At 71.3% G+C, this 26,363-nt stretch carries 24 protein-coding genes; 9 read left to right on the top strand and 15 right to left on the bottom strand.

What is annotated here, in order from left to right; genetic code table 11:
* The first annotated feature begins 64 nt into the window (after positions 1 to 64).
* Positions 65 to 757 carry a hypothetical protein gene (locus BUR99_RS06600; protein WP_074259609.1) on the top strand — a complete coding sequence of 231 codons (693 nt, stop codon included), beginning with the start codon at positions 65 to 67 and terminating at the stop codon, positions 755 to 757.
* A gap of 30 nt (positions 758 to 787) precedes the next feature.
* Here the strand turns inward: BUR99_RS06600 and BUR99_RS06595 are convergent, their stop codons facing one another.
* The 9 genes from BUR99_RS06595 to BUR99_RS06555 all read right to left on the bottom strand — a co-directional run bounded on the left by BUR99_RS06595 (position 788) and on the right by BUR99_RS06555 (position 11,115).
* Positions 788 to 2,356, bottom strand: a complete 1,569-nt coding sequence (locus BUR99_RS06595) for a CoA-acylating methylmalonate-semialdehyde dehydrogenase (protein WP_084183747.1) — start codon at positions 2,354 to 2,356, stop codon at positions 788 to 790.
* 3 nt (positions 2,357 to 2,359) lie between these two features.
* Positions 2,360 to 3,688, bottom strand: coding sequence for an aspartate aminotransferase family protein (locus tag BUR99_RS06590; RefSeq protein WP_074259608.1), 1,329 nt, complete (start codon positions 3,686 to 3,688; stop codon positions 2,360 to 2,362).
* A gap of 102 nt (positions 3,689 to 3,790) precedes the next feature.
* Positions 3,791 to 4,945 (bottom strand): ABC transporter substrate-binding protein, encoded by a 1,155-nt coding sequence (locus BUR99_RS06585; RefSeq protein WP_074259607.1) that lies wholly within the window; start codon positions 4,943 to 4,945, stop codon positions 3,791 to 3,793.
* Positions 4,946 to 5,026: 81 nt separating this feature from the next.
* Positions 5,027 to 5,863, bottom strand: a complete 837-nt coding sequence (locus tag BUR99_RS06580) for an ABC transporter permease (protein ID WP_084183745.1) — start codon at positions 5,861 to 5,863, stop codon at positions 5,027 to 5,029.
* Positions 5,863 to 6,738 (bottom strand): ABC transporter ATP-binding protein, encoded by an 876-nt coding sequence (locus BUR99_RS06575; RefSeq protein WP_074259605.1) that lies wholly within the window; start codon positions 6,736 to 6,738, stop codon positions 5,863 to 5,865. The genes BUR99_RS06580 and BUR99_RS06575 overlap by 1 nt, the downstream gene beginning before the upstream one ends.
* On the bottom strand, positions 6,735 to 7,694 hold the full coding sequence (locus BUR99_RS06570; protein WP_084183743.1) for an ABC transporter permease: 960 nt from the start codon (positions 7,692 to 7,694) through the stop codon (positions 6,735 to 6,737). Before BUR99_RS06570 ends, BUR99_RS06575 begins: the two co-directional genes overlap by 4 nt.
* Positions 7,691 to 8,707 (bottom strand): TIGR03842 family LLM class F420-dependent oxidoreductase, encoded by a 1,017-nt coding sequence (locus tag BUR99_RS06565; RefSeq protein ID WP_074259604.1) that lies wholly within the window; start codon positions 8,705 to 8,707, stop codon positions 7,691 to 7,693. Before BUR99_RS06565 ends, BUR99_RS06570 begins: the two co-directional genes overlap by 4 nt.
* A gap of 61 nt (positions 8,708 to 8,768) precedes the next feature.
* Complete coding sequence (gene hydA, locus BUR99_RS06560) at positions 8,769 to 10,205, bottom strand: dihydropyrimidinase (RefSeq protein ID WP_074259603.1); 1,437 nt, start codon at positions 10,203 to 10,205, stop codon at positions 8,769 to 8,771.
* Between the two features lie 61 nt (positions 10,206 to 10,266).
* Positions 10,267 to 11,115 carry a nitrilase-related carbon-nitrogen hydrolase gene (locus tag BUR99_RS06555; RefSeq protein ID WP_074259602.1) on the bottom strand — a complete coding sequence of 283 codons (849 nt, stop codon included), beginning with the start codon at positions 11,113 to 11,115 and terminating at the stop codon, positions 10,267 to 10,269.
* Positions 11,116 to 11,378: 263 nt separating this feature from the next.
* Between BUR99_RS06555 and BUR99_RS06550 the strand changes: the two genes are divergently transcribed.
* The gene (locus BUR99_RS06550; RefSeq protein ID WP_074259601.1) at positions 11,379 to 12,791 is read left to right on the top strand and encodes an aminotransferase class I/II-fold pyridoxal phosphate-dependent enzyme; all 1,413 of its coding nucleotides are present in this window, start codon (positions 11,379 to 11,381) and stop codon (positions 12,789 to 12,791) included.
* A gap of 55 nt (positions 12,792 to 12,846) precedes the next feature.
* Here the strand turns inward: BUR99_RS06550 and BUR99_RS06545 are convergent, their stop codons facing one another.
* Both BUR99_RS06545 and BUR99_RS06540 read right to left on the bottom strand, forming a co-directional pair.
* Entirely contained in the window at positions 12,847 to 14,895 is a 2,049-nt protein-coding gene (locus tag BUR99_RS06545; RefSeq protein WP_074259600.1) for an elongation factor G, read from the bottom strand.
* A gap of 99 nt (positions 14,896 to 14,994) precedes the next feature.
* On the bottom strand, positions 14,995 to 15,753 hold the full coding sequence (locus BUR99_RS06540; protein ID WP_074259599.1) for a DeoR/GlpR family DNA-binding transcription regulator: 759 nt from the start codon (positions 15,751 to 15,753) through the stop codon (positions 14,995 to 14,997).
* A 49-nt stretch (positions 15,754 to 15,802) separates the two neighbouring features.
* Between BUR99_RS06540 and BUR99_RS06535 the strand changes: the two genes are divergently transcribed.
* The 5 genes from BUR99_RS06535 (at position 15,803) to BUR99_RS06515 (ending at position 20,348) form a co-directional block, all read left to right on the top strand.
* Positions 15,803 to 16,222, top strand: coding sequence for a DUF4406 domain-containing protein (locus BUR99_RS06535; RefSeq protein WP_084183893.1), 420 nt, complete (start codon positions 15,803 to 15,805; stop codon positions 16,220 to 16,222).
* A 68-nt stretch (positions 16,223 to 16,290) separates the two neighbouring features.
* On the top strand, positions 16,291 to 17,286 hold the full coding sequence (gene cofD / locus BUR99_RS06530) for a 2-phospho-L-lactate transferase (protein WP_074259597.1): 996 nt from the start codon (positions 16,291 to 16,293) through the stop codon (positions 17,284 to 17,286).
* A 109-nt stretch (positions 17,287 to 17,395) separates the two neighbouring features.
* A complete protein-coding gene (locus tag BUR99_RS06525; RefSeq protein WP_074259596.1) occupies positions 17,396 to 18,394 on the top strand; it encodes a putative F420-0 ABC transporter substrate-binding protein in 999 nt (332 codons plus the stop codon).
* Entirely contained in the window at positions 18,394 to 19,530 is a 1,137-nt protein-coding gene (locus tag BUR99_RS06520) for a putative F420-0 ABC transporter permease subunit (protein WP_084183739.1), read from the top strand. The genes BUR99_RS06525 and BUR99_RS06520 overlap by 1 nt, the downstream gene beginning before the upstream one ends.
* Complete coding sequence (locus BUR99_RS06515; RefSeq protein WP_074259595.1) at positions 19,527 to 20,348, top strand: ATP-binding cassette domain-containing protein; 822 nt, start codon at positions 19,527 to 19,529, stop codon at positions 20,346 to 20,348. The genes BUR99_RS06520 and BUR99_RS06515 overlap by 4 nt, the downstream gene beginning before the upstream one ends.
* 24 nt (positions 20,349 to 20,372) lie before the next feature.
* Here the strand turns inward: BUR99_RS06515 and BUR99_RS20220 are convergent, their stop codons facing one another.
* A complete protein-coding gene (locus BUR99_RS20220; protein WP_159440958.1) occupies positions 20,373 to 20,522 on the bottom strand; it encodes a hypothetical protein in 150 nt (49 codons plus the stop codon).
* A gap of 158 nt (positions 20,523 to 20,680) precedes the next feature.
* Between BUR99_RS20220 and BUR99_RS06510 the strand changes: the two genes are divergently transcribed.
* Complete coding sequence (locus tag BUR99_RS06510) at positions 20,681 to 21,178, top strand: nucleoside/nucleotide kinase family protein (protein ID WP_074259594.1); 498 nt, start codon at positions 20,681 to 20,683, stop codon at positions 21,176 to 21,178.
* A gap of 13 nt (positions 21,179 to 21,191) precedes the next feature.
* Here the strand turns inward: BUR99_RS06510 and BUR99_RS06505 are convergent, their stop codons facing one another.
* Genes BUR99_RS06505 through BUR99_RS19895 form a run of 3 tightly spaced genes read right to left on the bottom strand, consistent with a single transcriptional unit; the run spans position 21,192 to position 24,383 of the window.
* Positions 21,192 to 22,139, bottom strand: a complete 948-nt coding sequence (locus BUR99_RS06505) for an ABC transporter permease (RefSeq protein ID WP_084183737.1) — start codon at positions 22,137 to 22,139, stop codon at positions 21,192 to 21,194.
* Positions 22,126 to 23,160, bottom strand: a complete 1,035-nt coding sequence (locus tag BUR99_RS06500) for an ABC transporter ATP-binding protein (protein ID WP_074259593.1) — start codon at positions 23,158 to 23,160, stop codon at positions 22,126 to 22,128. Before BUR99_RS06500 ends, BUR99_RS06505 begins: the two co-directional genes overlap by 14 nt.
* Positions 23,161 to 23,171: 11 nt before the next feature.
* A complete protein-coding gene (locus tag BUR99_RS19895) occupies positions 23,172 to 24,383 on the bottom strand; it encodes a LolA family protein (RefSeq protein ID WP_074259592.1) in 1,212 nt (403 codons plus the stop codon).
* A 153-nt stretch (positions 24,384 to 24,536) separates the two neighbouring features.
* On the opposite strand from BUR99_RS19895, the gene ggt reads away from it, so the two are divergent.
* Entirely contained in the window at positions 24,537 to 26,342 is a 1,806-nt protein-coding gene (gene ggt / locus BUR99_RS06490) for a gamma-glutamyltransferase (RefSeq protein WP_074259591.1), read from the top strand.
* Positions 26,343 to 26,363 lie beyond the last annotated feature (21 nt).

Raw genomic sequence — 26,363 nt, 5'->3', positions numbered from 1 at the left:
CCCTGCTGCGTCTCAGTGCCTGCCCTGATTCCCGACGGGGAGCGCCCGTCGGTAGGGTCGTGCCATGCGCCCGCTCCGCCTCAGTGCACTCCTCGGTCTCGGCATCGCGACGCTCGCCGGGGTCACCGCATGCACCGCGCCGCCGGCGGACCCCGCGCCACCGTCGGCGTCGAGCACGTCGACGCCCGTCCCGACGGCCGCGCCTGCAGCCGAGGTCGCCACGAGCATCGTCATCTCGCCGGAGTCGATCACCGTGGTGGGCGATGCCGACGCGGTACTCGCGACGTTCGACTACCACCAGCCGACCGGCGAAGTGGTCTCCGGACTCAGCGAATATCTCGGCGAGCCCACGGACTCCCGCGTCGAACCCGGCTCCGAGACGCCGCCCGCGACCCTCCACGAATGGGGCGGGCTGCAACTCCTCGACACCGACCAGGTCGAGGAGGCCCCGTACTGGCCGAACCATGTGGTCTACGTCACCGGTGCCGAAGCGGGCGGCCTGCCCGTGACGACATCCACGGGCATCTCGGTCGGCAACGCGCTCGACTCGATCGACATGGCGGGCGCCACGGCTCCCGTCGACTACACCGTGCAGGAGACCGGCCGCATGCAGCGCATGTTCCGGGTCGACCTCGTCGCGCTGCCGCCGGGCGAGGGCACCGGCGCCTCGCCCGACATCGGAGTCCTCGTCACCGGATACCTCGACGACGCCGTCGTCGACTACATCGAGTCGCCGAGTTCGAACTACGGTCACTGAGCGTCCGACCCGCGCCGCACCCCGCGCGCACTAGTCGTGCTGCGGGAACCCCAGGTTCAGGCCGCCGTGGCTCGGGTCGAGCCAGCGCGACGTGACCGCCTTCTCCTGCGTGAAGAAGTCGAAGCCGCGCGCGCCGTAGGCCTTGGCGTCGCCGAAGAGCGAATCTTTCCAGCCGCCGAACGAGTGGTACGCGACCGGCACCGGGATCGGCACGTTGATGCCGATCATGCCGACCGTCACCTCGCGCTGGAACCGCCGCGCGGCCCCGCCGTCGTTCGTGAAGATCGCCGTGCCGTTGCCGTAGCGCGAGGCGTTGATCACGTCGAGCCCCTCCTGGTACCCGTCGACGCGAACGATGCCGAGTACCGGGCCGAAGATCTCGTCGCGGTAGACGGATGAATCGAGCGGCACCTTGTCGACGAGGGTCGGGCCGAGCCAGAACCCGTCGTCGTCCCCGTCGATCGGAGTGTCGCGCCCGTCGACGACGACGGTCGCCCCGTCGGATGCCGCCACGTCGAGGTAGCCGACGACCTTGTCGCGGTGCTCGCGGGTGATGAGCGGCCCCATGTCGCAGCCGCGGGTGCCGTCGCCCGTGGTGAGCCGCGACATCCGCTCGCTGATCTTGGCGACCAGCTCATCGGCGACCGAGTCGACCGCGAGCACGACCGAGACGGCCATGCAGCGCTCCCCCGCCGAGCCGAAGCCGGCGTTGACGGCGGCGTCGGCCGCGAGGTCGAGGTCGGCGTCGGGCAGCACGAGCATGTGGTTCTTGGCGCCGCCGAGCGCCTGCACCCGCTTGCCGTTCGCAGTCGCGGTCGCGTAGATGTACTTCGCGATCGGCGTCGAGCCGACGAACGAGATCGAGCGCACGACGGGGTGCTCGAGCAGCGCGTCGACGGCGACCTTGTCGCCGTGCACGACGTTCAGCACGCCGTCGGGCAGGCCCGCCTCCTGCATGAGGCGGGCGAGCCAGATGGCGGCAGACGGGTCCTTCTCGGAGGGCTTCAGCACGACCGTGTTGCCCGTCGCGATCGCGAGCGGGAAGAACCACAGCGGCACCATCGCCGGGAAGTTGAACGGGCTGATGATGCCGACGACACCCACGGGCTGCTTCGTCGAATACACGTCGATGCCGGTCGACACGTTCTCGGAGTACTCGCCCTTCGTGTAGCCCGGCATCGCGCAGGCGAGCTCGACGACCTCGAGGCCGCGGGCGATCTCGCCGGCGGCGTCGGAGAGCACCTTGCCGTGCTCGCTCGTGAGGATCGCGGCGAGCTCGCCGCTGCGGGCGTTGAGCAGCTCGCGGAACGCGAACATCACCTGCTGGCGCTTGGCGATCGAGGTGTCGCGCCACCCCGGGAACGCGCGTGCGGCCGCCTGCACGGCGACGTCGACGTCCTCGGTCGAGGCGAAGCGCACGCGCTTCTGCTCGACGCCGCGCGCCGGGTTGTAGACGGGCCCGCTGCGGGCTCCGTCGCCGGCGACGGATGCCCCGTCGATCCAGTGCTCGATGCTCGCGAGTCCGCCGTCGAGCGGCTGGGTCTCGGCGAGCGACGCGGCCTGCGCGGCGCTCCGATCGTTCTGGTCTGTCTGGCTCATGGGTCAGCCCTCTCCTTCGAGTGCGGTGCGGAGTACGTCGTCGTAGATCACCATCGCGTCGGCGACCTCGTCGGCCGTGACGACGCACGGCGGCACGACGTGGATGCGGTTGTCCTGCACGAACGGCAGGAGCCCGCGCTCGACGAGCGCGGACTTGAGGCGGCCGATCGCGGCCGCAGGCAGCGGCTCGCGGGTCGCAGGATCGGCGACGAGCTCGATCGCCCAGAAGACGCCCTCGCCGCGCACCTCGCCGATGGCGGCATGGCGTTCGGCGAGCTCGGCGAGCGCCGGTCCGATGATCGTGGAGCCGATCTCGCGAGCGTGGTCGACGATGCCCTCCGACTCCATCGCGTCGAGCGCCGCGACGATCGAGGCCATCGCGAGCGGATGCCCCGAATAGGTGAGCCCGCCGGGGAACACCCGGTCGTCGAACGTCGCGGCGATGGGATCCGAGATGATCACGCCGCCGACCGGCACGTACCCCGAGTTCACGCCCTTGGCGAAGGTGATGAGGTCGGGCCGCACGTCGTAGCCGTCGAAGGCGAACCAGCGGCCGGTGCGGCCGAACCCCGCCATGACCTCGTCGAGGATCAGCAGGATGCCGTGCCGATCGCAGAGCTCCCGCACGCCGGAGAGGTACCCGGGCGGCGGCACGAGGATGCCGGCGGTGCCGGGGATCGTCTCGAGCAGGATCGCCGCGATCGACGACGGTCCTTCGGCTTCGATCACGCGGCGCAGGTGCTGCAGCGCCCGCTCGGACTCCTGCTCGGGCGTCGTCGCCCAGAACTCCGAGCGGTAGAGGTACGGGCCGAAGAAGTGCACGTGCCCACGCGCGAACTCGTTGGGGATGCGACGCCAGTCGCCGGTCGAGACGATCGCCGCACCCGTGTTGCCGTGGTACGACCGGTAGGTCGAGAGCACCTTGTCCCTGCCGGTGTGCAGGCGCGCCATGCGGATCGCGTTCTCATTGGCATCGGCGCCGCCGTTGGTGAAGAAGACCTTGCGGAATCCGGACGGCGCGCGCGCGACGATGCGCTTGGCGGCCTCGCCTCGCGCGAGGTTCACCGTCGACGGGGCGACCGTGGTGAGGAGTTCGGCCTGCTCCCTGATCGCCTGCACGACCGACGGGTGCTGGTGGCCGATGTTGACGTTCACGAGCTGGCTCGAGAAGTCGAGGTATTCGCGGCCGGCGTGGTCCCACACCCGACTGCCGCGACCGCTCGCGATCACGAGACCCGACGGGTTCGCCTGCGCGGACCAGGAGTGGAAGACGTGGTCTCGGTCGAGTTCGCGAGCGAGCTCGTCGAGGCCCTCGGTGAGGTTGTCGGTCATGGCACGGTGCCTTTCCTTCGCGTGCGACACGGGTCGCAGATGGTGCGGTGGCGGATGCCGCGCGGCCGGCCGGTTGCGCCGGCCCACGCGGCATCCGACCGATCAGTTGCCGCCCTCCTCGAGGGTGACGTCGATGGGTTCGAAGCCCTCGCCCGTGAGGTCGAGTCCCTCGCCCTCGAGCTCGTCGAGCGCCTTCTGGATCCAGTCGTTCGTGTACGCGGTCGACGGCGGCTCCTCGGTGATGAGGTGCGCCCCCGACTCGTTCACGGCCGCGAGGGCACCGGCGACGGTCTTGTCCCATGCGGCCTGGTCGATGATGCCGATGCCGTCGGGTGACGGCCAGATGAGCTTGTTCGTCTCGTTCACCATCCAGAGCTCGTGGCTCGGGCCCCAGCCGGAGCCCGCGGCGATCGTGATGTCCGACGCCTCCTGGGGGTTCTCGGCGGCGTAGACCCAGCCCTTGATGACGGCCTTCAGGAACTTGACCGTCGTGTCCTGGTAGTCGGTGTCGTCGGCGAGCCGTGCCGTGTCCGCCCAGATGGCGTCCTGGAGCATGGCGCCCTCGGTGTCCTCGTAGCTGATCACGTTGAAGTCCTCGGGCTGGTAGAGCTCGCCCGTGTCGGGGTTCACCGTCTCGAGCAGCTGCGCGTACTCGTTGTAGGTCATCGCCTGGGCCGCGTCGATGTCGCCCTGCAGGAAGGCGTTCATGTTGAAGTCCTGCGTGATGATCTGCACGGTCGTGGCGTCGAGTCCCTCGGCGGCCATGGCCGCGAAGATCTCCCACTCGTTGCCGAAGCCCCACGAGCCGATCTTCTTGCCCTCGAAGTCGGCGACGGAGTCGATGCCGGAATCGGCCATCGAGACCTGCAGCGTTCCCGACCTCTGGAAGATCTGGGCGATGTCGGTGAGATTGGCTCCCTGCTCGATCGAGCCGAGCACCTTGGGCACCCACGCGATCGCGTAGTCGACGTCGCCGTTCGCGAGCGCGTCCTGCGGAACGATGTCGCCGCCCGAGGGGATGATCTCGACGTCCAGGCCCTCCTCCTCGAAGAAGCCCTGGTCGACGGCCGCGAAGTAGCCGGCGAACTGGCCCTGCGGCAGCCACTGGAGCTGGAGCTTCACGGGGGTGAGGTCGCCGTCGCCGCCTCCGTCGGTCTCCCCGGTCCCGCCGCCGGATCCAGAACATGCGGTGAGTGCGAGCGCCGCCGCGAGGGCGAGCCCGCCGATCGTCGCGAAGCGACGTCTGCTGTGGTTCATGTCAGTCCTTTCGTGGTTCTCGGTGCGTGCGGTGGTGCGGTGGTGCTGGTTCCGCCGGGCGCGAGGCCGCGGGGGTCGGTGTCAGGGGCGTCGTCGCGCCTGGGGTGTGTGACGCTGCAACAGTCGCTCGAGCGCGAGCGTCGCCAGATAGAAGAGGAGCCCGAGGGCGATGGATGCCAGCACATACGCCCAGGCGCGGGCGTAGGCGCTCGATGCGGCAGAGGTGGAGATGAGCCCGCCGAGGCCGCCCCGCGGGCCGCCGAAGTACTCGGCGACGAGGGCGGAGATCACGGCCAGCGACGAGGCGATGCGGATGCCGGTGAGGATGAAGGGTCGCGCGGTCGGCAGGGTGAGCGTTCGCAGCACCTGGCCGGAGCTCGCCGCGTAGGCCTTCATCAGGTCGCGGTGCACGGGCGTCGTCTGCCGGAACCCCCGCAGCGTGTTGATGAAGACGGGCACGAACGACGCGATCGCGGCGATCGCCTGACGGCCGAACTGGCTGTCGGCGCCGAACATCGAGTTGAGCACGGGGGCGAGGGCGACGATCGGGATGACCGCGAGCGAGGCCACGACCGGTGCGCTCATCTGGTCGATCGGGCGCCACCGCGCCGCGACGGCGGCCAGCAGGATGCCGAGGATCGAGCCGACGACGAGGCCGACCAGCGCGTTGGTGCCCGTGATGAGCATCGCCTGCGCGATCGAAGGCCAGTAGGCGACGAACTCCTCGATGATCGAGGCCGGACTCGGCAGCAGGTAGTCGGAGACGCCCACCACGCTGACGAGGAACTGCCACGTGCCGAGCACGATGAGCCCCACCGCGATGGGCGCGATGATGCGCAGCGTCGTCTCGGTGCGCGGACCCATGCGCGCCGGCCGGGTCGTACGGGCCGTACGGGTCGTTGCGGCGGGCGCACTCATCAGCGCGTCTCCACTCCGCGCGGTCCGGTGCCGACGGGTGCGCCGCCGTGCAGCGCCTCGCGCACGGCGGTGACCATGTCGAAGAACGCGCGCTCCTCGCGGAGCTCATCGGTGCGGGCCGCGCGCTTCGCATCGGCGCCGAGGCGCATCGGCACGATCTCCCGGATGCGCCCGGGCCGCGGCGACATCACGACGACGCGATCGGAGAGGAACACGGCCTCGGGGATCGAGTGGGTCACGAACACGACGGCGGCGCCGGTCTCGGCCGAGATGCGCACGAGGTCGGACTGCATCTTCTCGCGCGTCATCTCGTCGAGGGCGCCGAACGGCTCGTCCATGAGCAGCAGCCGCGGCTGCTCGGCGAGCGAGCGGGCGATCGCCACGCGCTGCTGCATGCCGCCCGAGAGCTGGTCGGGGTAGCGGTCGGCGAAGTCGGCCAGCCCGACCATGTCGAGCAGCTCGGCGACGCGGTTCGCGCGGGCCCCGGATGCCACTCCGTGCAGCTCGAGCGGCAGTGCCACGTTCGCGGCGACCGTGCGCCATGGCAGGAGCCCGGCCGACTGGAACGCGATGCCGTACTCCTGGTCGAGGCGCGCCTGGCGCGTGGACTTGCCGAAGACCGTGAGCGTTCCGCTCGAGGGGTCGTCGAGGTCGGCGATGAGGCGCATGAGCGTGGACTTGCCGCATCCGCTCGGACCGATCAGCGAGACGAACTCGCCCGCGGCGACCGTGAGATCGATGGCGTCCAGCGCCTGCACCTGACCGCTTCGGGTCTCGAACCGCTTGTCGACGCCGCGCACCTCGACGGCGGTCGCGGCCGCGGGCGTCGGCACTGCTGCGGGTTGAGCCGGTCGAAACCCCTGGGGCTCGCTCATGCGGCCTCCTCCGTTCGTCGGTAGTTCTTGAGGATCACGCCGAGCAGGGCGATCGAGCCGGCGGCCACGAGCCCCAGCACGATCGCGCCGAAGATCGGCGCCCACGCCTTCGCCGGGTCGCCGGAGGCCTGCCCGGCGAACTGGATGAGGATGCGACCGATGCCGCCCTGCAGGCCCGTCGAGACCTCGGCGACGACCGCACCGATCACGGCGTTCGCCGCGCCGAGCCGGAGCGCCGGCAGCAGATAGGGCACGGATGCCGGGAAGCGCAGCTTCACGAGTGTCGACCAGTATCCCGCCGCGTAGGTCTGCATGAGCTCCTCGTGGATGCGGTCGGGCGACTGCAGTCCCTTGAGCGCGCCGATCGCGATCGGGAAGAACGCGAGGTAGCTCGCGATGAGCGCGACCGACATCCAGTCCTGCCACTCGAACGAGCCGATCTCGACGCGGGACCCCCAGCTCTTCACGACCGGCGCGAACGCGATGAGCGGCACGGTCTGGCTGATCACGATCCACGGCAGGAGGCCCCACTCGGCGAGGCGCCAGCGCTGCATCACGAGTGCGAGACCGATGCCCACGACGACGCCCACAAGCCATCCGGCCGCGGCGATGCCGAGCGTTGTGAGCGCAGCCAGCGCGACGACGCTCCAGAGCGGCAGCGCGTCGTCGGCACGGGTGACGGGTTCGGCGAGACGGGTGCCCATGTCCCAGATGTGAGGCATGGCGAGATCGGTCGTGCGCGGCAGGACTCGCAGCTCGCCGAGCACCACGCCGTCGGCGGGGCCGAGCAGCTTGTAGCTCTCCCAGATGAGCGCGATGACGAGGATGCCGGCGAGACCCCAGGCCCAGCGGCCGAGCTCGCGGCCCGCCCGCCCCGGGCGACGCGGCGCGCGGCGGCCCGGCGCCGGCGCCGCGGCATCCGTCGCCGTCGTCTCGCGCACGCCGGCCTTGATCATGCCTTCGCCGTGAGGTGCTCGGAGAGCGCCGGGATCACGGTCTCGCCGTAGACCCGCAACGTCTCCTCTTTGTTGTCGTGCTGGAGGTAGCCGGCGAACTGGTCGACGCCGAGCGCCTTCAGCTGCTCGAGCTTCTCGATGTGCTGCTCGGCCGTGCCGAGCACGCAGAACCGGTCGACGATCTCGTCGGGCACGAAGCTCGTGTGCACGTTGCCCGCGCGGCCGTGCTCGTTGTAGTCGTAGCCCTCGCGGGCCTTGATGTAGTCGGTGAGCGCGTCGGGCACCGCGCCGTGCGCGCCGTACTTCGCGACGATGTCGGCGATGTGGTTGCCGACCATTCCGCCGAACCAGCGGCACTGCTCGCGCATGTGCTCCCAGTCGTCGCCGATGTACATGGGCGCGGCGACGCAGAACTTGATCGACATCGGGTCTCGCCCCGCGGCCTCGGCCGCGTCGCGCACGTGCTGGATCATCCAGGCGGCGATGTCGACGTCGGCGAGCTGCAGGATGAATCCGTCGCCCACCTCCCCCGTCAGCTTCAGCGCCATCGGACCGTACGCGGCCACCCAGATGTCGAGCTCCGAGCCGTGGCTCCACGGGAACTGGAGCTGCGAGCCGTGGTACTCGACCGGCCGGGAGTTCGCGAGCTCTCGGATCACGTGGATCGCCTCGCGGAGCTCGGCGATCGTCGTGGGCTTGCCGTTGGTGACGCGCACCGCGGAGTCGCCGCGGCCGATGCCGCAGATCGTGCGGTTGCCGTACATCTCGTTCAGAGTCGCGAAGATCGACGCGGTCACCGTCCAGTCGCGCGTCGCCGGGTTGGTGACGAACGGCCCGACCTTGACCTTGCGGGTCTCGGCGAGGATCTGGCTGTAGATGACGTACGGCTCCTGCCAGAGCAGGTGCGAGTCGAAGGTCCACACGTGCGTGAACCCGTGGTTCTCGGCGAGCTTCGCGAGCTGGATGGTGCGCGATGCCGGGGGGTTGGTCTGCAGGACCGCTCCGAAGTCCATCCGTGCTCCCTTTCGTCTGCGGGTCGAGGAGGCCACTCGCGGCCGTCTCGCAACCGGGTGGCTAGATGAGGTACTGGCTCAGGCCGCGCCTGAGGAACCGGCCGTCGCCCTTGGCGCCGAGGTACTGGTCGCCGTCGACGATGACCTTGCCCCGCGAGAGCACGGTGTCGACGTGGCCGTCGATCTCGTACCCCTCCCATGCGGAGTAGTCCATGTTCATGTGGTGGGTCTTGTCGAGCCCGATCGAGGTGTGCCCGTTCGGGTCGTAGACGACGATGTCGGCGTCGGCGCCCGGCTGGATCACGCCCTTCGTGCCGTACAGGCCGAACATGCGGGCGGGCGTCGTGCTCGTGAGCTCGACCCACCGCTCGAGCGTGATCTCGCCGGTGACGACGCCCTGGTACATGAGGTCCATGCGGTGCTCGATCGAGCCGATGCCGTTCGGGATCTTGCGGAAGTCGCCGAGGCCGAGCTCCTTCTGGTCCTTCATGCAGAACGGGCAGTGGTCGGTCGAGACCATCTGCAGGTCGTTCGTGCGCAGCGCCTGCCACATCGAGTCCTGGTGGCCCTCCTCGCGGGAGCGGAGCGGCGTCGAGCAGACCCACTTCGCTCCCTCGAACGAGCCCCACTGCTCGCCCTTCGCGCCGAGCTGGTCTTCGAGACTCAGGTAGAGGTACTGCGGGCAGGTCTCGCCGTAGACGTTCTGGCCCTTGTCGCGCGCCCAGGCGAGCTGCTCGACCGCCTGCTTCGCCGACACGTGCACGATGTAGAGCGGGGCGCCCGTGAGCTTGGCGAGCATGATCGCGCGGTGGGTGGCCTCCTCCTCCATCTCCCAGGCGCGGGCGACACCGTGATAGAACGGCTCGGTCCTGCCCTGCTCCACGAGCTGGGCCGCGAGCACGTCGATCGCCGGGCCGTTCTCGGCGTGCATCATCGTGAGCATGCCCGTGTCGCGCGAGACCTGCATGGCCTTCAGGATCTGCGCGTCGTCGGAGTAGAAGACGCCCGGATAGGCCATGAACATCTTGAAGCTCGTGATGCCCTCGTCGGGCAGGCGGCGGAGGGTCGCGAGCGACGCCTCGTTCACGTCGCCCACGATCTGGTGGAAGCCGTAGTCGATCGCGCAGTTGCCGGCCGCCTTCTCGTGCCACGCCGCGAGCCCGTCTTCGATGCGCTGCCCGTAGGTCTGCACGGCGAAGTCGATGATCGAGGTCGTGCCGCCCCACGCGGCCGCGCGGGTTCCGGTCTCGAAGGTGTCGGATGCCTCGGTGCCGCCGAACGGCAGCTGCATGTGGGTGTGGGCGTCGATGCCGCCGGGGATGACGTACCGGCCGGTCGCGTCGATCACGCGGTCGACGGATGCCGCGACATCCGTACCCAGGAGGCTCGAGCCCGGCTCGAGCAGGGCGCGGATGGTCTCGCCGTCGACGAGCACGTCGGCAACGGCGCGGCCCGTGGCGCTCACGACGGTGCCGCCGGTGATGAGGGTGGTGGCCATTGGTACTCCTTCGTCTCTGCGGGTCGAGGAGGCGCTCCGGCGCCGTCTCGAAACCGGTGACCTACGGCTTGGGGATGGAGGTGTAGGAGTCGGGCCGGCGGTCGCGGTAGAACTGCCAGGCGTTGCGGACGCCCCGGATCATGTCCATGTCGAGGTCGCGCACGACGACCTCCTCGTCGGTCTCCGAGCCGTACCCGCCGACGATGTTGCCCTGAGGGTCGCAGAACTGGCTCTTGCCGTAGAAGTTCACCGCCAGGTCGCCGTACTCGTTGTCCTCGAGGCCGACGCGGTTGGCCGCTGCCACGAAGTAGCCGTTCGCGGCGGCCGCGGCCGGCTGCTCGATCTCCCAGAGGCGGTTCGAGAGGCCGGGCTTCGTCGCGTTCGGGTTGAAGACGATCTGCGCACCGTTCAGGCCCAGCTCGCGCCACCCCTCGGGGAAGTGCCGGTCGTAGCAGATGTAGACGCCGATGGGCCCGACGGCGGTGTTGAACACGGGGTAGCCGAGGTTGCCGGGGCGGAAGTAGAACTTCTCCCAGAACTTGTCGAGGTTCGGGATGTGGTGCTTGCGGTACGAGCCGAGGATCGTGCCGTCGGCGTCGACGACAACCGCGGTGTTGTAGTAGACGCCCGGCTGCTCCTCCTCGTAGATCGGCAGCACCATGACCATGCCGAGCTCCTTCGCGAGCGCGGCGAAGCGCTGCACGATCGGGCCGTCGGCCGGCTCGGCGTAGTCGTAGTACTTCACGTCTTCGGTGATGCCGAAGTACGGGCCGTAGAAGAGCTCCTGGAAGCAGATGACCTGGGCGCCCTGCGCCTTCGCATCACGGGCGAACTGCTCGTGCTTGTCGAGCATGGACTCCTTGTCGCCGGTCCAGGTCGTCTGCGTGATGGCCGCTCGGACGATCGTCATGTTGCCTCCTGAGTCGGTCGGCGTCGTTGCCGTGCACTCGATGGGCGTGGAACAGAGGTGCTCACCGGGTGGTGCTGTGACGCCGAGGCTGTGCTGCGGACTGCAAGTCCGGAGCTTCCGAACGGGTGCGCGACCCGTTCTGTTATTGTTCGGCGTGAACATTTCTCTTGTGTTTCACACTGTGACGTTGTGGTTACTTATCTTGTCCCTCACGTCGTGAGGAGGCAATGGTCGTGTCAGGTATTCATGTGAATGGATCTCGGATGACTGCGGTTCGACTGGAGGGCGCGGAGCTCATCGCGCTCGCGGAGTTCGGCGAGACGACCCCGCGCGGCATCGCCGGGGTGATCGCGCGGCTCGTGAACTCGGGCGAGCTCGCCGCCGGCACCCGGCTGCCGACCGTGCGCGAACTCGCCGGCGAGCTCGGCGTCAGCCCCGCCACCGTGAGCCAGGCCTGGCAGGCGCTCTCGCGAACCGGACTCATCGAGTCGCGCGGGCGGGCCGGCAGCTTCGTGCGTCCCCTCTCGCAGGGCTGGCTCGCGCCTCGCATGCGCGGCATGGCCGCCCCGAACGATCCCGTGCGCCTCGACCTCTCGCGAGGCACGCCCGACCCGCTGCTGCTGCCGGCGCTCGGCCCGGCGCTCTCGCGGGTCTCGGCGCGCGCCGAGACCGGCAGCTACCAGGCGGAGCCCGTGATCCCGGGGCTCGCGGCGGTGCTCGCCGACTCCTGGCCGTCGGAGACCGAGACGATCATGGTCGTCGACGGCGCCCTCGACGCGATCTCGCGCGCGCTCGACGAGGTCGTGCGGTACGGCGACCGGGTCGTCGTCGAGAGCCCCGGCTTCCCGCCGTTCCTCGACCTGCTCGACCTGCTCGGCGCCGAGGCGGTGCCCGTCGCCGTCGACGAAGCCGGCATGACGCCCGACGGGCTCGCCCGCGCGCTGCACCAGCAGCCCGTCGCGGTGCTGCTGCAGCCGCGGGCGCAGAATCCCACCGGGGCGTCGATGACGGTCGGCCGCGCCGAGGCGCTGGCGCGCGTCATCCGATCGGCCGAACGCGCGGGCGATGTGGTCGTGATCGAAGACGACCACTCGGGCATGATCTCGACCGCGGGCGACGTGACGCTCGGCACGTGGCTGCCCGAGCAGGTCGTGCACGTGCGCAGCTTCTCGAAGTCGCACGGCCCCGACCTGCGCATCGCCGCCGTCGGCGGGCCGCGCGACCTCGTCGACCGCATCGCCGCGCGGCGCATGCTCGGCCCCGGCTGGACCTCGCGGATGCTGCAGACGATCCTGCTCGACCTGCTCACCGACGGCACGTCGCTCGACGCCGTCGCCGAGGCGCGGCGGCAGTACTTCACCCGGCAGCGCGCACTCGGCGATGCACTCCGAGCTCGCGGCGTGCCGGTCGCCCCGGCCGACGGCGTCAACCTGTGGATGCCGGTGCTCAGCGAACGCTCGGCGCTCGTGCAGCTCGCGGCAGCCGGGGTGCGCGTCGCGGCGGGCACACCGTTCCTCGCCGCGTCGACGGCCGGCGGGAACGGCTCGGGCAACGGCCGCTCCCGATCCGGCGGCGACTACGTGCGGGTCACCGTCGGCATGGTGCGCGATGGCGTCGACGAGGTCGCCGATGCGCTCGCCACCGCCGCTCAGCACGTCGTGGCCGGCGGGTACTGACCGGGAGCCTCCCCGACACGAGATCCTCGGCGTGCCGGCGTGCGTGAGCCACCCGTCACCCCTTGGCGCTGCTCGGCACCTTCGCGTAGTGATCGGCGCTCATCGACAGCTCGGCCCGGCCCCCCGTGATCGAACGCAGGTCGAGCACGTAGCGGCCGAGTTCGGCCTCGGGCACGTTGGCCACGATGCGGGCGCGGCCGTCGCCGACGACCTCGGTGGCGCTGACCCGCCCGCGGCGGCCCGAGAGATCGGTGAGCACCGTGCCCTGCAGGTCGCTCGGCACCGTGACGGTCACGAGCGACACAGGCTCGAGCAGCACCGTGCCCGCCTCGGCGAGCGCCGCCTTCGCCCCGATCGAGGCCGCCGTGCGGAACGCCATGTCCGACGAGTCGACCGAGTGCGACTTGCCGTCGACCAGTTCGACGCGCACGTCGACGACCGGATGCCCCTGCGGCCCTCCTGCCGCGAGGGCGTCGCGCGCGCCCTTCTCGACGGCCGGGATGTAGGAGCGCGGCACGGCGCCGCCGACGACCGAGTCGACGAACTCGAACCCGCCGCCGAGCGGCAGCGGCGAGACCCGCAACTGCACGACGGCGAACTGGCCGTGCCCGCCCGACTGCTTCTTGAGCCGCCCCTCGACCTCCGCCCGGCCCGCGATGGTCTCGCGGTACGCGATCGGCGCCGGCGCGGTCGTGACGTGCACGCCGAAGACGCGCGCGAGCCGCTCGACGGCGACGTCGAGGTGCGTGTCGCCGAGGCCGCGGAGGATCGCGTGCCCGCCCGTGCGGTCGATCACGAGCGTCGGATCCTCGGCGACGATGCGACCGAGGGAGGTCATGAGCTTCTCGTCGTCGGACTGCGTGACCGGGGTGAGGCTCAGCGCGAACACCGGCTCGCGATGCGGCAGCGGCGCGGGCTCGGCGCTGCCGCTCCCGCGAGTCCAGAGCAGGGTGCCGGTCGGCGAACCGGTGAGCTTCGCCACCGCGCCGACCTCGCCGGCCCGCAGCGCATCGGCGGGCAGGTGCTCCGCCCCGCGCAGGCGGAAGAGCCCGTGCAGGCGCTCGTCGGCGCCGGTCGTGGCATTGACCAGCCGATCGCTCGGGTGCACGACGCCCGAAAGCACCTTGAACATCGACACCTGCCCGACGAACGGGTCGGCCACGGTGCGGAAGACGTGCAGCACCGTGTCGCCGTCGGGGTTCGGCGCCACGGCGACCTCGGTGCCGCCCATCACGATGCGGCTGTCGTGGTCGAGCGCCGACGGCGCAAGCGCGCACACGAGGTCGGCGACCCGGTCGACGCCGGCGCCGGTGAGCGCCGAGCACACGACCACCGGGATCGCCCGGCCCGCCGCGACCTCGCGTGCGAGCGTGCGTTCGAGGTCGGATGCCGCGGGCTCGCGCCCGTCGAGGTACGCCTCGAGCTGCTCGTCGTCGTGCGACACGATCTCCTCGGTGACCTCGACGTGCAGCCGGTGCTCCTCGGGTTCGACCGCAGCGGGCAGCGGTTCGTCGCGATGATGGCCCGAGCCGTCGTAGACGAGGGCCTGCTCGCTCAACACGTCGGCGAGTGCGGTGAAGTCGTGCTCCTCGCCGAGCGGGAGCTCGAGCGCCACGAGGCGGTCGCCGAACAGCTCGCGGAGCTCCCCCAGCACCCGGCGGAAGTCGGCCCGAGCCTTGTCCTCCTGCGTGATGACGACGATGAGCGGCGCCCCGGCCGCCTGTGCGGCGGCCGCCGCGAAGCGCGTGCCTGCGGTCACGCCGTCGACCGCGCTCACGGTCAGCAACGCGGCATCCGCCACCGCCAGCGCCGTGTCGAGGCCGCCGACGAAATCGGGATGCCCCGGTGCGTCGGCGAGCGTCATGGTGTGCTCGACGCCGTCGGGCGCGGCCCAGCCCAGATGGGCGAGCGAGAGCCCGAGGGTCATGCCTCTCGCGATCTCCTCGGGCTCGTGGTCGCCGGTCGTGGTGCCCTGCTCGACGCTGCCCGCCCTCGGGATCGCGCCGGCCCGCAGCAGCAGCGCTTCGAGCAGGCTCGTCTTGCCGGAGCCTGCGGCGCCCACGAGGGCGACGGTCCGGTGGGTGGGGGTCGATGCCGAGTTCATGTGGCCTCCCGCGCCGGTGCGGTGCTGTCCGTCCCATCGTGTACCCGGAGGGCGATGACCGCCAGCCCTCTGCGGCTCGGGCGTGCGGTCGGCGTACGATCAGCGTGCGGAGACGAACCGCACCCCGGCCCGGTCGAGTTCGCGCATCGCCGGCGAGGCCGCGTCGGCGTCGGTCACCACGCCCGCCACCTCGTCGAGCGACATCACCCGGTAGGTCGAGGCCGCGCCGATCTTCTCGGTGCTCGCGAGCACGTAGGTCTCGGCCGCCGATCGCGCGAGCGCGCGCTTCATCGCCGCCTCCTCCGAATCGCCGGTGGTGAGGCCCGCCTCGGCGTGCACGCCGGTGACGCCGAGGAAGAACAGGTCGGCACTCACCTCGCGCAAGGCCTCGACGGCGATCGCGCCGCACGTGACCATCGAGTGCCGGTAGACCCGGCCGCCGATGAGCTGCAGCTCGATGTGCTCGTGCTCGGCGAGCGCCACGGCGATGGTCGGGCTGTGCGTGATGACGGTCGCGTGCAGCGAACGCGGCAGTGCGCCGACCAGGGCGAGCGTGCTCGTGCCGCCGTCGAGCAGCACGGTCGCGCCCGGCTCGATGAGGGCGGCGGCGGCCACGGCGATGCGGTGCTTGCTCTCGGGCTCGATGCGGGTGCGCTCGTCGTACGGCGACGTGGCCGGCGACGCCGGCAGCGCTCCCCCGTACACGCGCTGGCAGAGGCCCGCCGCCGCGAGTTCGCGGAGGTCGCGGCGGATGGTGTCCTCGGAGATGCCCAGGTCGGCCGCGGCATCGGCGGCCACGATGCGGCCGTCGCGGTGCAGTCGTTCGAGCAGCAGTTCACGACGTTGCGCGGTCAGCATGCACGTTCCTCCTTGTTTCTACACATTCTTGCACGTTATGGTGACCGACATGTCGAAACCACTGCTCATCCTCATCGCCGGCCCCTACCGCTCGGGCACCGACGGCGACCCCGCCCGCATCGCCCGCAACCTCGAACGCCTCGAAGCGGCCTCCTGGCCGATCTACGAACGCGGCCACGTGCCGATGATCGGCGAATGGGTCGCGCTGCCGATCCTGCGCGTGGCCTCGACGGATGCGTCGGGCCCCGGCGCATCCGATGGAAGCATGCCGACCGGCGCGGGCCCCGTCGAGGGCGACGTCATGTACACGACCGCGCACCGCCTGCTGCAGCACTGCGACGCCGTGCTGCGCCTCGAGGGCGCCTCGCACGGCGCCGATCAGGACGTGCGCATCGCGGAGGCCAGGGGCATCCCGGTCTACCGCTCGATCGACGAGATCCCGGTGTTCGCGGCCGACGCCGCGGCGTGACGCCTCGCAGCTCCCACGAGTCGTGTGCGAGTCGGGATCGGGCTCGCACACGGCCGTAGGGTTGAACGGTGCAGATCACGGTGCTCGCGGGCGGAGTCGGAGGCTCGCGCTTCGTGCGCGGCGTGCGCGAGGAGTGCGCGCGGCGCTGGCCAGACGGCAACGGGGGCACCGAGGCATCCGTCACCGTGATCGTCAACACCGGCGACGACATCTGGCTCGCGGGCGTGCGCCTCATGCCCGACTTCGACTCGCTGCTCTACTCGCTCGCGGGCGTCAACGACACCGAGCGCGGCTGGGGCCGGGCGGGCGAGACCGAGCGCGTCGCCGCCGAGCTCCGCGAGTGGGGCGTCGGCTGGCCGTGGTTCACCCTCGGCGACCTCGACCTCGGCACCCACCTCGCGCGCACGGCCTGGCTCCGCGAGGGTGCGACGCCGTCGGAGGTGACGCACCGCCTTCAGCAGCGCTGGCCGCTCGGCGTGCACCTGATTCCCGCGACCGACACCGAGGTCGACACCGACGTGCTCGTCGCCGACCCCGACAAGCTCGACGGCGAGCGCGAGATGCACTTCCAGGAGTGGTGGACGCGCTACCGCGCCACCCTGCCCGCGATCGCGTTCCGACAGCGGAACATCGAGGCGGCACGCCCGGCGCCCGGCGTCGTCGAGGCGATCGCCGGAGCCGACGTCGTGCTCATCGCGCCCTCGAACCCGGTCGTCTCGATCGGCACGATCCTCTCGGTGGCCGGCATCCGCGAGGCGCTCGCCGAGACCTCGGCGCCCGTCGTCGGCGTCTCGCCGATCATCGGCGGCAAGGTCGTGCGCGGCATGGCCGACGCCTGCCTGCCCGTCATCGGCGTCGAGACGAGCGCCGAGGGGGTCGGCCGGCACTACGGCGCACGGTCGGCGGGCGGCCTGCTCGACGGCTGGCTCGTCGATGAAGCGGATGCCGCGGCGCTTGCGCCGCTCGCAGCGATCGGGCTCACCGCGGCATCCGTGCCCCTCTGGATGCGCGACCTCGACACCTCGGCCGATCTCGCCGGTGCGGCGCTCGACCTCGCGGTCTAGGATGGTGGCCGACCCGCTGGTCTGGATCTGATCGGCGTGTGCGGCCCGGCATTGGGCTGCGAGTCCCCGACCTTGTCGGTGCCCTACTCGCACGCCACCCGGAGGCCTGATGCCCATGTTCCGTCCCCTCTTCATCGCCGCGCCCGTCGCCGCCCTCCTGCTCCTCGCCGGATGCGCGAGCGGCAGTACGGCCGGCCCGGCCGAATCCGCTGGTGCCGACGACGCCGCGGCGTCGGGATTCCCGCTCACGATCGACAACTGCGGCACCGAGGTGACGTTCGAGTCGGCGCCCGAGCAGGTCGTCACGATCAAGTCGTCGACCCTCGAGCTGCTGCTCGCCCTCGGCCTCGAAGACCGCGTCATCGGCTCGGCGTTCAGCGACGGGCCGGTGCCCGAGGCATACGCCGACGCGGCGTCGGGCATCGAGGTGCTCTCCGACAAGGTGCCGTCGCAGGAGGCGACGCTCGCCGCGGAGCCCGACCTCGTCTTCGCCGGATGGGAGTCGAACCTCTCGTCCGAGGGCGCCGGCGACCGCGCGACGCTCGAGAAGCTCGGCGTTGCGACGTATGTCGCCCCCGCGGCGTGCAAGGGCGAGGGCTACATGCCGAACCCGCTCACCTTCGACGAGGTCTTCCGCGAGTTCGAGGAGGCTGGCGACATCTTCGGTGTTCCGGATGCCGCGGCCGAACTCGTCGCGAAGCAGCAGGCCGAGCTCGACGCGATCGAGCCGAACGCCGACGGCCTCACGGCCCTCTGGTACAGCTCGGGCGACGAGACGCCGTACGTCGGCGCCGGCATCGGCGCACCGCAGATGATCATGCAGGCCGCCGGCCTCGAGAACATCGCCGCCGATGTCGAGGACACGTGGACCGCCATGGGCTGGGAGGCGATCGTCGCCGCGAACCCCGACGTCATCGTGCTCGTCGACGCGCCGTGGAACACCGCCGAGCAGAAGATCGCGCACCTCGAGTCGAACGCCGCGACGGCGGCACTGCCCGCCGTGCAGGCGAAGCGGTACCTCGTCGTCGACTTCCCGGCCACCGAGGCGGGCGTGCGCAACGTCGGCGCGGTCGCGTCGCTCGTCGAGCAGCTCGGGACGCTCGGCTGATGACGCTCCGGCGGGTTGAGGAGCCTCTGCGGGTTGAGCCTGTCGAAACCTCCCCCGGGGGAGGTTTCGAGACGCTCGCTGCGCTCGCTCCTCAACCCGCGAAGCGGCGGCGCGCACGCACGGCGCTCTGGGCCGTCGCGCTCGGCGCGGCGCTCGTGGCATCCGTCGTCGCGGCCGTCACCATCGGTCCGGCCGGACTCGCTCCGAGCGACGTCGTCGCGAGCGTGCTGGCGCACCTCGGCATCGGCGAATCGACGCTCAGCCCGCTCCGCGACGGCATCGTCTGGGAGCTGCGGATGCCCCGGGTGCTCACGGCCGCCGCCGTCGGCGCCGGACTCGCGCTGTGCGGTGCGGTCATGCAGGCGCTCACGCGCAACCCGCTCGCCGACCCGTACCTGCTCGGCCTCTCGTCGGGCGCCTCCGTCGGCGCGGTGATCGTGATCGTGCTCGGCGTCGGCCTGCTGCTGCCGCTCGCGGCATTCGCCGGCGCACTCGCCGCCCTCGTTGCGACCATCGCCCTCGCGGGCGCGGCCGGTCGCGGCTCCGGCGGGCCAGGCGGCGGGCTCTCTCCCACCCGCACGGTGCTCGCCGGACTCGCCGTCTCGTCGATGTTCGGCGCCGTCACGAGCCTCGTCATCTTCTGGAGTGCCACCGGCGACAGCTACCGCGAGATCCTCAACTGGCTGCTCGGCTCGCTCGCCGGCACCGACTGGGTCTCGGTCGCGATCGCGGGCGGGGCGCTCGTCGCCATCGGCATCCCGCTCATCGCGAGCGCCCGCACGCTCGACGCCTTCGCGTTCGGTGATGCCGCGGCATCCGCGCTCGGGGTGCACGTCGGCCGCAGCCGGGTGCTGCTGCTCGGCGGCACCGCGCTGCTCACCGGAGCGCTCGTCGCCGTCAGCGGGTCCATCGGGTTCGTCGGCCTGATCCTCCCGCACGGTGTGCGCCTGCTCGTGGGCTCGCGCCACCGCGCGTTGCTGCCCCTGTCGGCACTTGCGGGCGCGCTGTTCCTGGTCTGGGCCGACACGGCCGCGCGCACGCTCTTCGACCCGCGGGAGCTGCCCGTCGGCATCATCACGGCCCTCATCGGCGGCCCGGTGTTCGCGGTGCTCCTCATGCGGAGGAGGGTCTCATGACCGACGGACTCGACCTCTCCCGCGTGCGCTTCTCGCGCACCGGCCGCCTCATCGTCGACGACGTCGACGTCACCGTGCCGGCGGGCGCACTCGGCGCACTGCTCGGCCCGAACGGCGCCGGCAAGTCGACCCTGCTGCACCTCATCGCGGGCATCGAGCGAGCGGATGCCGGTGCACTCGCGTTCGCCGGCAGCGACCTCGCCGCGCTGCGCCGACGCGACCGGGCACGCCGCATCGCCCTCGCCGAGCAGGAGACGCACGATGCCCCCGAACTGCGAGTCCACGAGGTCGTCGCGCTCGGTCGCACCCCGCACCTCGGCCCGTGGTCGGGCCTCGGCGAGCGCGATCACGCCGTCGTCGCCGAATCGCTCGCGGTGCTCGGCCTCGAACCGCTCGCGATGCGCGAGTACGCGACGCTCTCGGGCGGCGAGCGCCAGCGGGTGAACCTCGCCCGTGCACTCGCGCAGGAGCCCGAGCTGCTGCTGCTCGACGAGCCGACCAACCACCTCGACGTGCGCGCGCAGCTCACGAGCCTCGAGCTGCTCCGCACGCTCGCCGCCTCGGGGCGCACAGTGCTCGCTGCGCTGCACGATCTCGGACTCGCGGCCGCGTACGCCGATCACGTCATCGTGCTCGACGGCGGGCGGGTGGTGGCATCCGGCGTCCCGGCCGACGTGCTCGAACCGCGGCTCATCCGCGAGGTCTGGGGTGTCGAGGCCGAGGTGCTCGCTCATCCCTCGACGGGGCGGCCGCTCATCGCCTACTCCGGCGTGGCGGCGCCGCATGCAGTCGAGGGCGCGCTCGACGTCCGCAGATGACGCACCGCCCGCCGGACTCAGCGTCTACTGCGGCGCGTCGGCATCGACGTCTGCGCGGTCTCGGGTGTTCTGTGCGATCTCCTCGGTGGCGTCCGCGATCCGACGCAGTGCGCCGATGATGCTGATGCCGCCGAGGATGACCAGCACGCCGAATGCTGCGACCAAGAAGTCCATGCGGCGAGCTTAGAGCGCATACGGCACGGAATGCCCAGCCCGTCGACTCGCCGGCGCCCGACCGCGACAGGAGTACCGAAGTACCGAAGTACCGGCGGCATCCGACCCGACATCTCCTGGGGATCCATGAATCCTGCTCGCGCGCGTAGCCTGAGGGGATGACGCGAACGGCCTACGAGGCGCAGCCTCGCGAGGAACTGCTCGAGGGCATCGCCGAGGAGTTCCTGCACCATGCATCGCACGGTCGCCGGCTCATCGCGGTCGACGGGGGCGGCGCCGGCGTCGCCACGCGATTCGCCGACGACCTGGCCGGAGTGCTCGCCGAGCACGGGCAGCCGACGCTGCGGGTCTCGGTCGGCGACGTGGGTGCCGGCGCCGGCGAAGCCGTGCTGCGCGCCGACACGGTCGACCCGTTCCGCGCGGGCACCCTGCCCGGGGCATCCGACGACACCGTGCTCGTCGTCGACGGCCGGGGCCTCCTCGACGGCGGCGCGCGCGGCATCTGGCACTTCTCGCTGTGGCTGCTCGCGGGCGATGAGCTGCCGCACTCCGGGGCAGCCGTCATCGTCGACGTCACCGATCCCGACGCGCCGAAGCGCTTCTACTACGACTACTGCGCGCTGCCGCCGAGTGTGAACCGGGCGGGCCTGGGCTGAGCGAGCGGATGCCTCATGAGAGCACGTCCTTCGTGACGAACCGTGCCGCGGCGAGCAGCCCGAACACCACGATGTAGCCCGCCTGCAGCACGGCGTTGTCCGCGAAGGAGTCCCACACGGGCGGCTCGCGCAGCAGGTCGGCGAAGTCCAGCCAGTACCTCGTGAACAACCACGGATGCAACCACTCGAGCTGCGGCAGCGCGCCGAGGATCTGCGCGACCACGGCGACGATCGCGGTCGCCGCCATCGAACCGACCGGCACCGTCGTGAGCGTCGAGAGGAACAGGCCGATCGCCGAGAGGCCGAGGAGCGACACCGTGACGTACGCGGCGATCATGAGGAAGCGCAGCAGCCCCTCGCCGACGCTCACCTCCGTTCCCGAGAGCAGGGTCACCGGGCCGATCGGGAACAGCGCCCACCCGATGAGCGTGCCCACGACGACCACGGTCAGCGTCGCGGCGGCGCAGAAGGCCGCCGCCGCGAGGTACTTCACGACGAGCAGGCGGATGCGTCCGGCGGGCGCGATCAACAGGTAACGGAGGGTGCCGTGGCTCGCCTCGCCGGCGATCGAGTCGCCCGCGACGACACCGATCGTGAGCGGGAGGAAGAGCGGGATCGCGACGATGATCGCGGTGACGCCGACGAAGAGTCCGTTCTGGGTGATGCGGTCGAGGAAGGCCGGGCCGCGCCCCGACGGCGAATCACCGGCGATGCGGATGGCGACGGCGATGAGGATCGGGATGAGCGCGAGCGCGCCGAGCATCGCCCACGTGCGACGACGCCGGAAGAGCGTGCGCAGTTCGGAGGCGAGGAGGGAGAGGATGCCGCCGAGCTTCGACGGTCGCGCGGCTTGAGGCCCGGGTCCGTCCGCCGATCGAGTCGCCGACGACACCGCCGGTCGAGTGGCCGACGACGACGTCTCGAGACCCTCCGGCCCGCGCTCACCCTCACTGGACGACATCGAAGCCCTCCCCCGTGAGCTCGACGAACCGCTGCTCGAGACTCGCGCGCTCGACCTCGAACCCGCGCACCCGCACTCCGTCGGCGACCAACGCCGCGACGACGGCCTCGGGCGGGGTCGTCTCGAGCGTTGCGGTGACGACGACGTCAGCCGAGGCATCCGCTGGTCTCGAGACGCCGCCGTCGTCGGCGACTCGACCGGCGGAGATGGAGCCGTCGACGTGCATGCCGAGACCCTGCAGCACCCGTCGTGCCGCATCGGCGTCGGGCGTGCGCACGAGCGCCCGCGCCTCGCCGGCATCGCGGAACTCGTCGAGCGTGCCCTGAGCGACAAGTCGCCCGGCGCTCATGACCCCGACATGCGAGCACACCTGCTCGACCTCGGCGAGCAAGTGGCTCGAGACGAACACCGTCGTGCCGTCGCGGGCGAGCGAGCGGATGAGGCTGCGCACTTCGCGGGTGCCCTGTGGATCGAGCCCGTTCGTCGGCTCGTCGAGCACGAGCAGTTCGCGCGGCATCAGCAGCGCGTTCGCCAACCCGAGACGCTGCTTCATGCCGAGCGAGTAGGCGTGCACCTTCTTCTGCGCCACGTGCGCGAGGCCGACCTGCTCGAGGGCGTCTGCGACGCGCGCGGCACGGGTGCGGCTCGGCGCCCATCGGTCGGCGGCGTCGAATCGGGCGAGGTTCGCGGCGCCCGAGAGGTACGGCGAGAACGCCGGCCCCTCGACGAGCGCGCCCACGCGCGGCAGCACCGAGTCGACGTGGCGCGGCATGCCGGCCCCGAGCACGCGCGCCTCACCGGCGGTCGCGGCGACGAGACCGAGCAGCATGCGGATCGTCGTAGTCTTGCCGGAGCCGTTCGGACCGAGGAACCCGAACACGGCGCCGTGCGGCACTGCGAGGTCGAGGCCGTCGACGGCCAACTGCGAGCGGAAGCGCTTCGTGAGTCCATGCGTCTCGATCGCGAGGCCGGCCGAATCCGCCGACTCGGCTGAGACGCCGAGGCCACCGGGGTCGCCCACGCCGGCGCCCGTCAGCGCTCGCTCGCGGCGGCCGCCAGCCGGTCGGCGCTCACCGCGCCGGCGAACACCCGGCCGTCGTCGGTGAAGAGAACGTTCACGAGCGAGGTCGAGAGCAGTCGGCCCCCCGCGACGGGCTGCGTGATGGCATCGAGCATCGCGGATGCTTCGGCGCCCGCCCCGCCCGTCGGTGCGCCCTGAGCCGCGGCCGGCTCGAGTTCGACGACCGCCGACCATCCTTCGCCGTGCACGGTGACGGGCGGGGCCGGGTGGTCGGTCGCGGCGCCGGTCGCGCCTTCGGCCTGCCACTGCTCGAGCTCAGCGACGGTCGGCACGGGGATCACCTGCTCGGTGACATCGGTGCCCTCGGGCGGGGTGAATGCGAACACCGAGGCATCCGGTGCCGTGTAGCCGATGTCGGTGAATGCGACGCTGAACGCCGGTTCGCTCGCGCCGCGTGCGGTGACGGATGCCGCGAGCGGCACCCCGTTCTCGCCGTCGATCGCGATCGAAACCTCGCCGACGAGCGTGTCGGGGTCGCCCGGTTCGAGCACGAGTTCGTAGGCGTCGCGACCGGCCACCCGGGAGTCGGTGCCGACCGAGACGTCGGTCGAATCGCCGAGCCGTGCGAGCGCCTGGTCGAGCATGGCTTCGGGCGTGGGGAGGGCAGCGCCGAGCTCGGCCTCGAGCCGGGCCTTCGCGGCATCCGCTTCGCCCTGCATCGCGGTGGCGAGCGCATCGAGATCGGCATCGGGCGGCAGCACGACGTGCGTGGCCGCCTGCGCCGACGAGTCGTAGATCCACGCACCCGACGCCGACGCGTACACGTCGCGCTCGGCGAGGCGGTCGAGCACCTGCAGTCGAGCGTTCGACCCGTCGACGTAGACCTTGGCCGTGTGGTCGGTCGTGATGAGCGAGAGCAGGTCGTCGAGTCCTGCGCCCGCGGAACCGGCGCCGCCCGTGCTCGGCGCGGCGAGGTCGCCCTTCAGCGCCGACAGGTCGGGCAGGCCGAGCTCGGAGGTCTGCTCGATCGTGCCCGACAGCGTCGTGACGTCGCTCGCGGCGGCGAACTCCAGGAGCTGCTTGGGCGTGAGATCGGGCAGGTCCACTGCGGCGTTCGCCTGCATCGGCACGACCACGACGCCGACGGCGATCGCGATCGGCACGGCGACGGCCGGAATCCAGCGAACCGCCTTGCGCGACGGCCCGGCGCTCGGGACGCTCATGGTCTCAGGGTACGCCGCGCCGGGTCATCCGTCACCGGTCGGCGGGCAACGCTCAGAATCCGCGCCTGCGATGCGGCCGCCATTGCCACCGCCCCGCCGCAAGGTCTACGTTGAGGGCAGTCGTCACTGATGTACCCAATTCGGGGGGTTCTCATGGTCAACGTCACTCATCGCTCCGCCTTCCGCGGTCTGAGCCTCGTGCTCGGCGCCGCCCTTGCCATCACCGGCGTCGCGGTCGCCGCACCGGCATCGGCCGCGGGCCGCCCTGCACCGCCGGCACCATCGACGTCGAGCGGATACGGCGGCGCCGTGTCATCCGTCGACTCCGAGGCGAGCGCCGTCGGCCTCGAGGTGCTGCGCAAGGGCGGCAACGCCGTCGACGCCGCCGTGGCCACGGCTTCCGCGCTCGGCGTGACCGAGCCCTACAGCGCGGGCATCGGCGGCGGCGGGTACTTCGTGTACTTCGACGCGGCCAGCGGCGAGGTCACCACGATCGACGGGCGAGAGACCGCGCCGGCGACGATGCCGCTCGATGCGTTCATCGATCCGGCCACCGGCCAGCCCTACCCGTTCGCCGCCGCCGTGTCGTCGGGCCTGTCGGTCGGCGTGCCCGGCACGCTCGCGACCTGGGAGACCGCGCTCGACCGGTTCGGCACCGAGTCGCTGCACGACATGCTGAAGCCGTCGATCCTGCTCGCCACGCGCGGGTTCCGGGTCGACGAGACGTTCGCCCAGCAGACGGCCGCCAACCAGCCGCGATTCGCGGCGTTCCCCGCCACGGCCGAGCTGTTCCTGCCGAACGGCGCACCGCCGGTGGTCGGGTCGACCTTCAGGAACCCCGACCTTGCGAAGACGCTCCGACAGATCGCGGTGCACGGCACCGACGTCTTCTACGAGGGCGCCCTCGCAGACGAGATCGCCGCGATCGCGCAGGACCCGCAGACCGATCCCGCGGCGACGCTGCCGGCGTACCCGGGCTACCTGACGGCCGACGACCTCGCCGAGTACGAGGTGCTCGAGCAGGATCCCACGCACTTGGAGTACCGCGGTCTCGACGTCTACGGCATGGCGCCGTCGTCGTCGGGCGGCACGACGGTCGGCGAATCGCTGAACATCCTCGAGAACTACGACCTCGCGGGCGAGCCGACGCCGCAGGCCCTGCACCTCTACCTCGAGGCCACCGCCCACGCCTTCGCCGACCGCAACGCCTACGTCGGCGACCCGGCGTTCGTGGACGTGCCGACCGACACCCTGCTGAGCCAGGACTTCGCCGACGCGCGCGCCTGCGTGATCGATCCGGATGCCGCGTCGGTCAAGCCCGTGGCGCCGGCGCCGCTGGACGCGGCGGGCTGCGAGATCGCCGCCGCCGCCGACCCCGTCGACACCGAGAACATCTCGACCACGCATCTCTCGGTCGTCGACCAGTGGGGCAACGCGGTCTCGTACACGCTCACGATCGAGCAGACGGGCGGCTCGGGCATGACCGTGCCGGGGCGCGGATTCCTGCTGAACAACGAGCTCACCGACTTCAACTTCGTGCCGAACCCCGCCGACCCGAACACCGTCGAGCCCGGCAAGCGCCCGCGCTCGTCGATGTCGCCCACGATCGTGCTCGACGGCGGCGACGTGCGCTACGTGGTCGGCTCACCGGGCGGATCGACGATCATCACGACCGTCGCGCAGGTGCTCGTGAACCGCATCGACCTCGGCATGACGCTCTCCGAGGCGGTCGCGGCACCGCGGGCGTCGCAGCGCAACACCGCGAATGTCTCGGCCGAGCAGGCGTTCCTCGACGCCTACGCCGCCGAACTCGCGCCGTACGGCCACACGTTCGGGCCGCCTGCCGAGATCGGTGCGGTCGCGGCGATCGAGGTCGGCGACGACGGGCTCATGACGGCGGTCGCCGAACCCGTTCGGCGCGGCGGCGGCACTGGGCTGGTGGTCGACCCGGCGCCCTGAGCCCGGTCTCCTCGCCCGTGG

The sequence above is a fragment of the Agromyces cerinus subsp. cerinus genome, assembly GCF_900142065.1.
Taxonomy (GTDB): Bacteria; Actinomycetota; Actinomycetes; order Actinomycetales; family Microbacteriaceae; genus Agromyces; species Agromyces cerinus.
The sequence above is the reverse complement of the archived record's forward strand: the minus strand, read 5'-3'. Positions and strand labels throughout refer to the sequence as shown.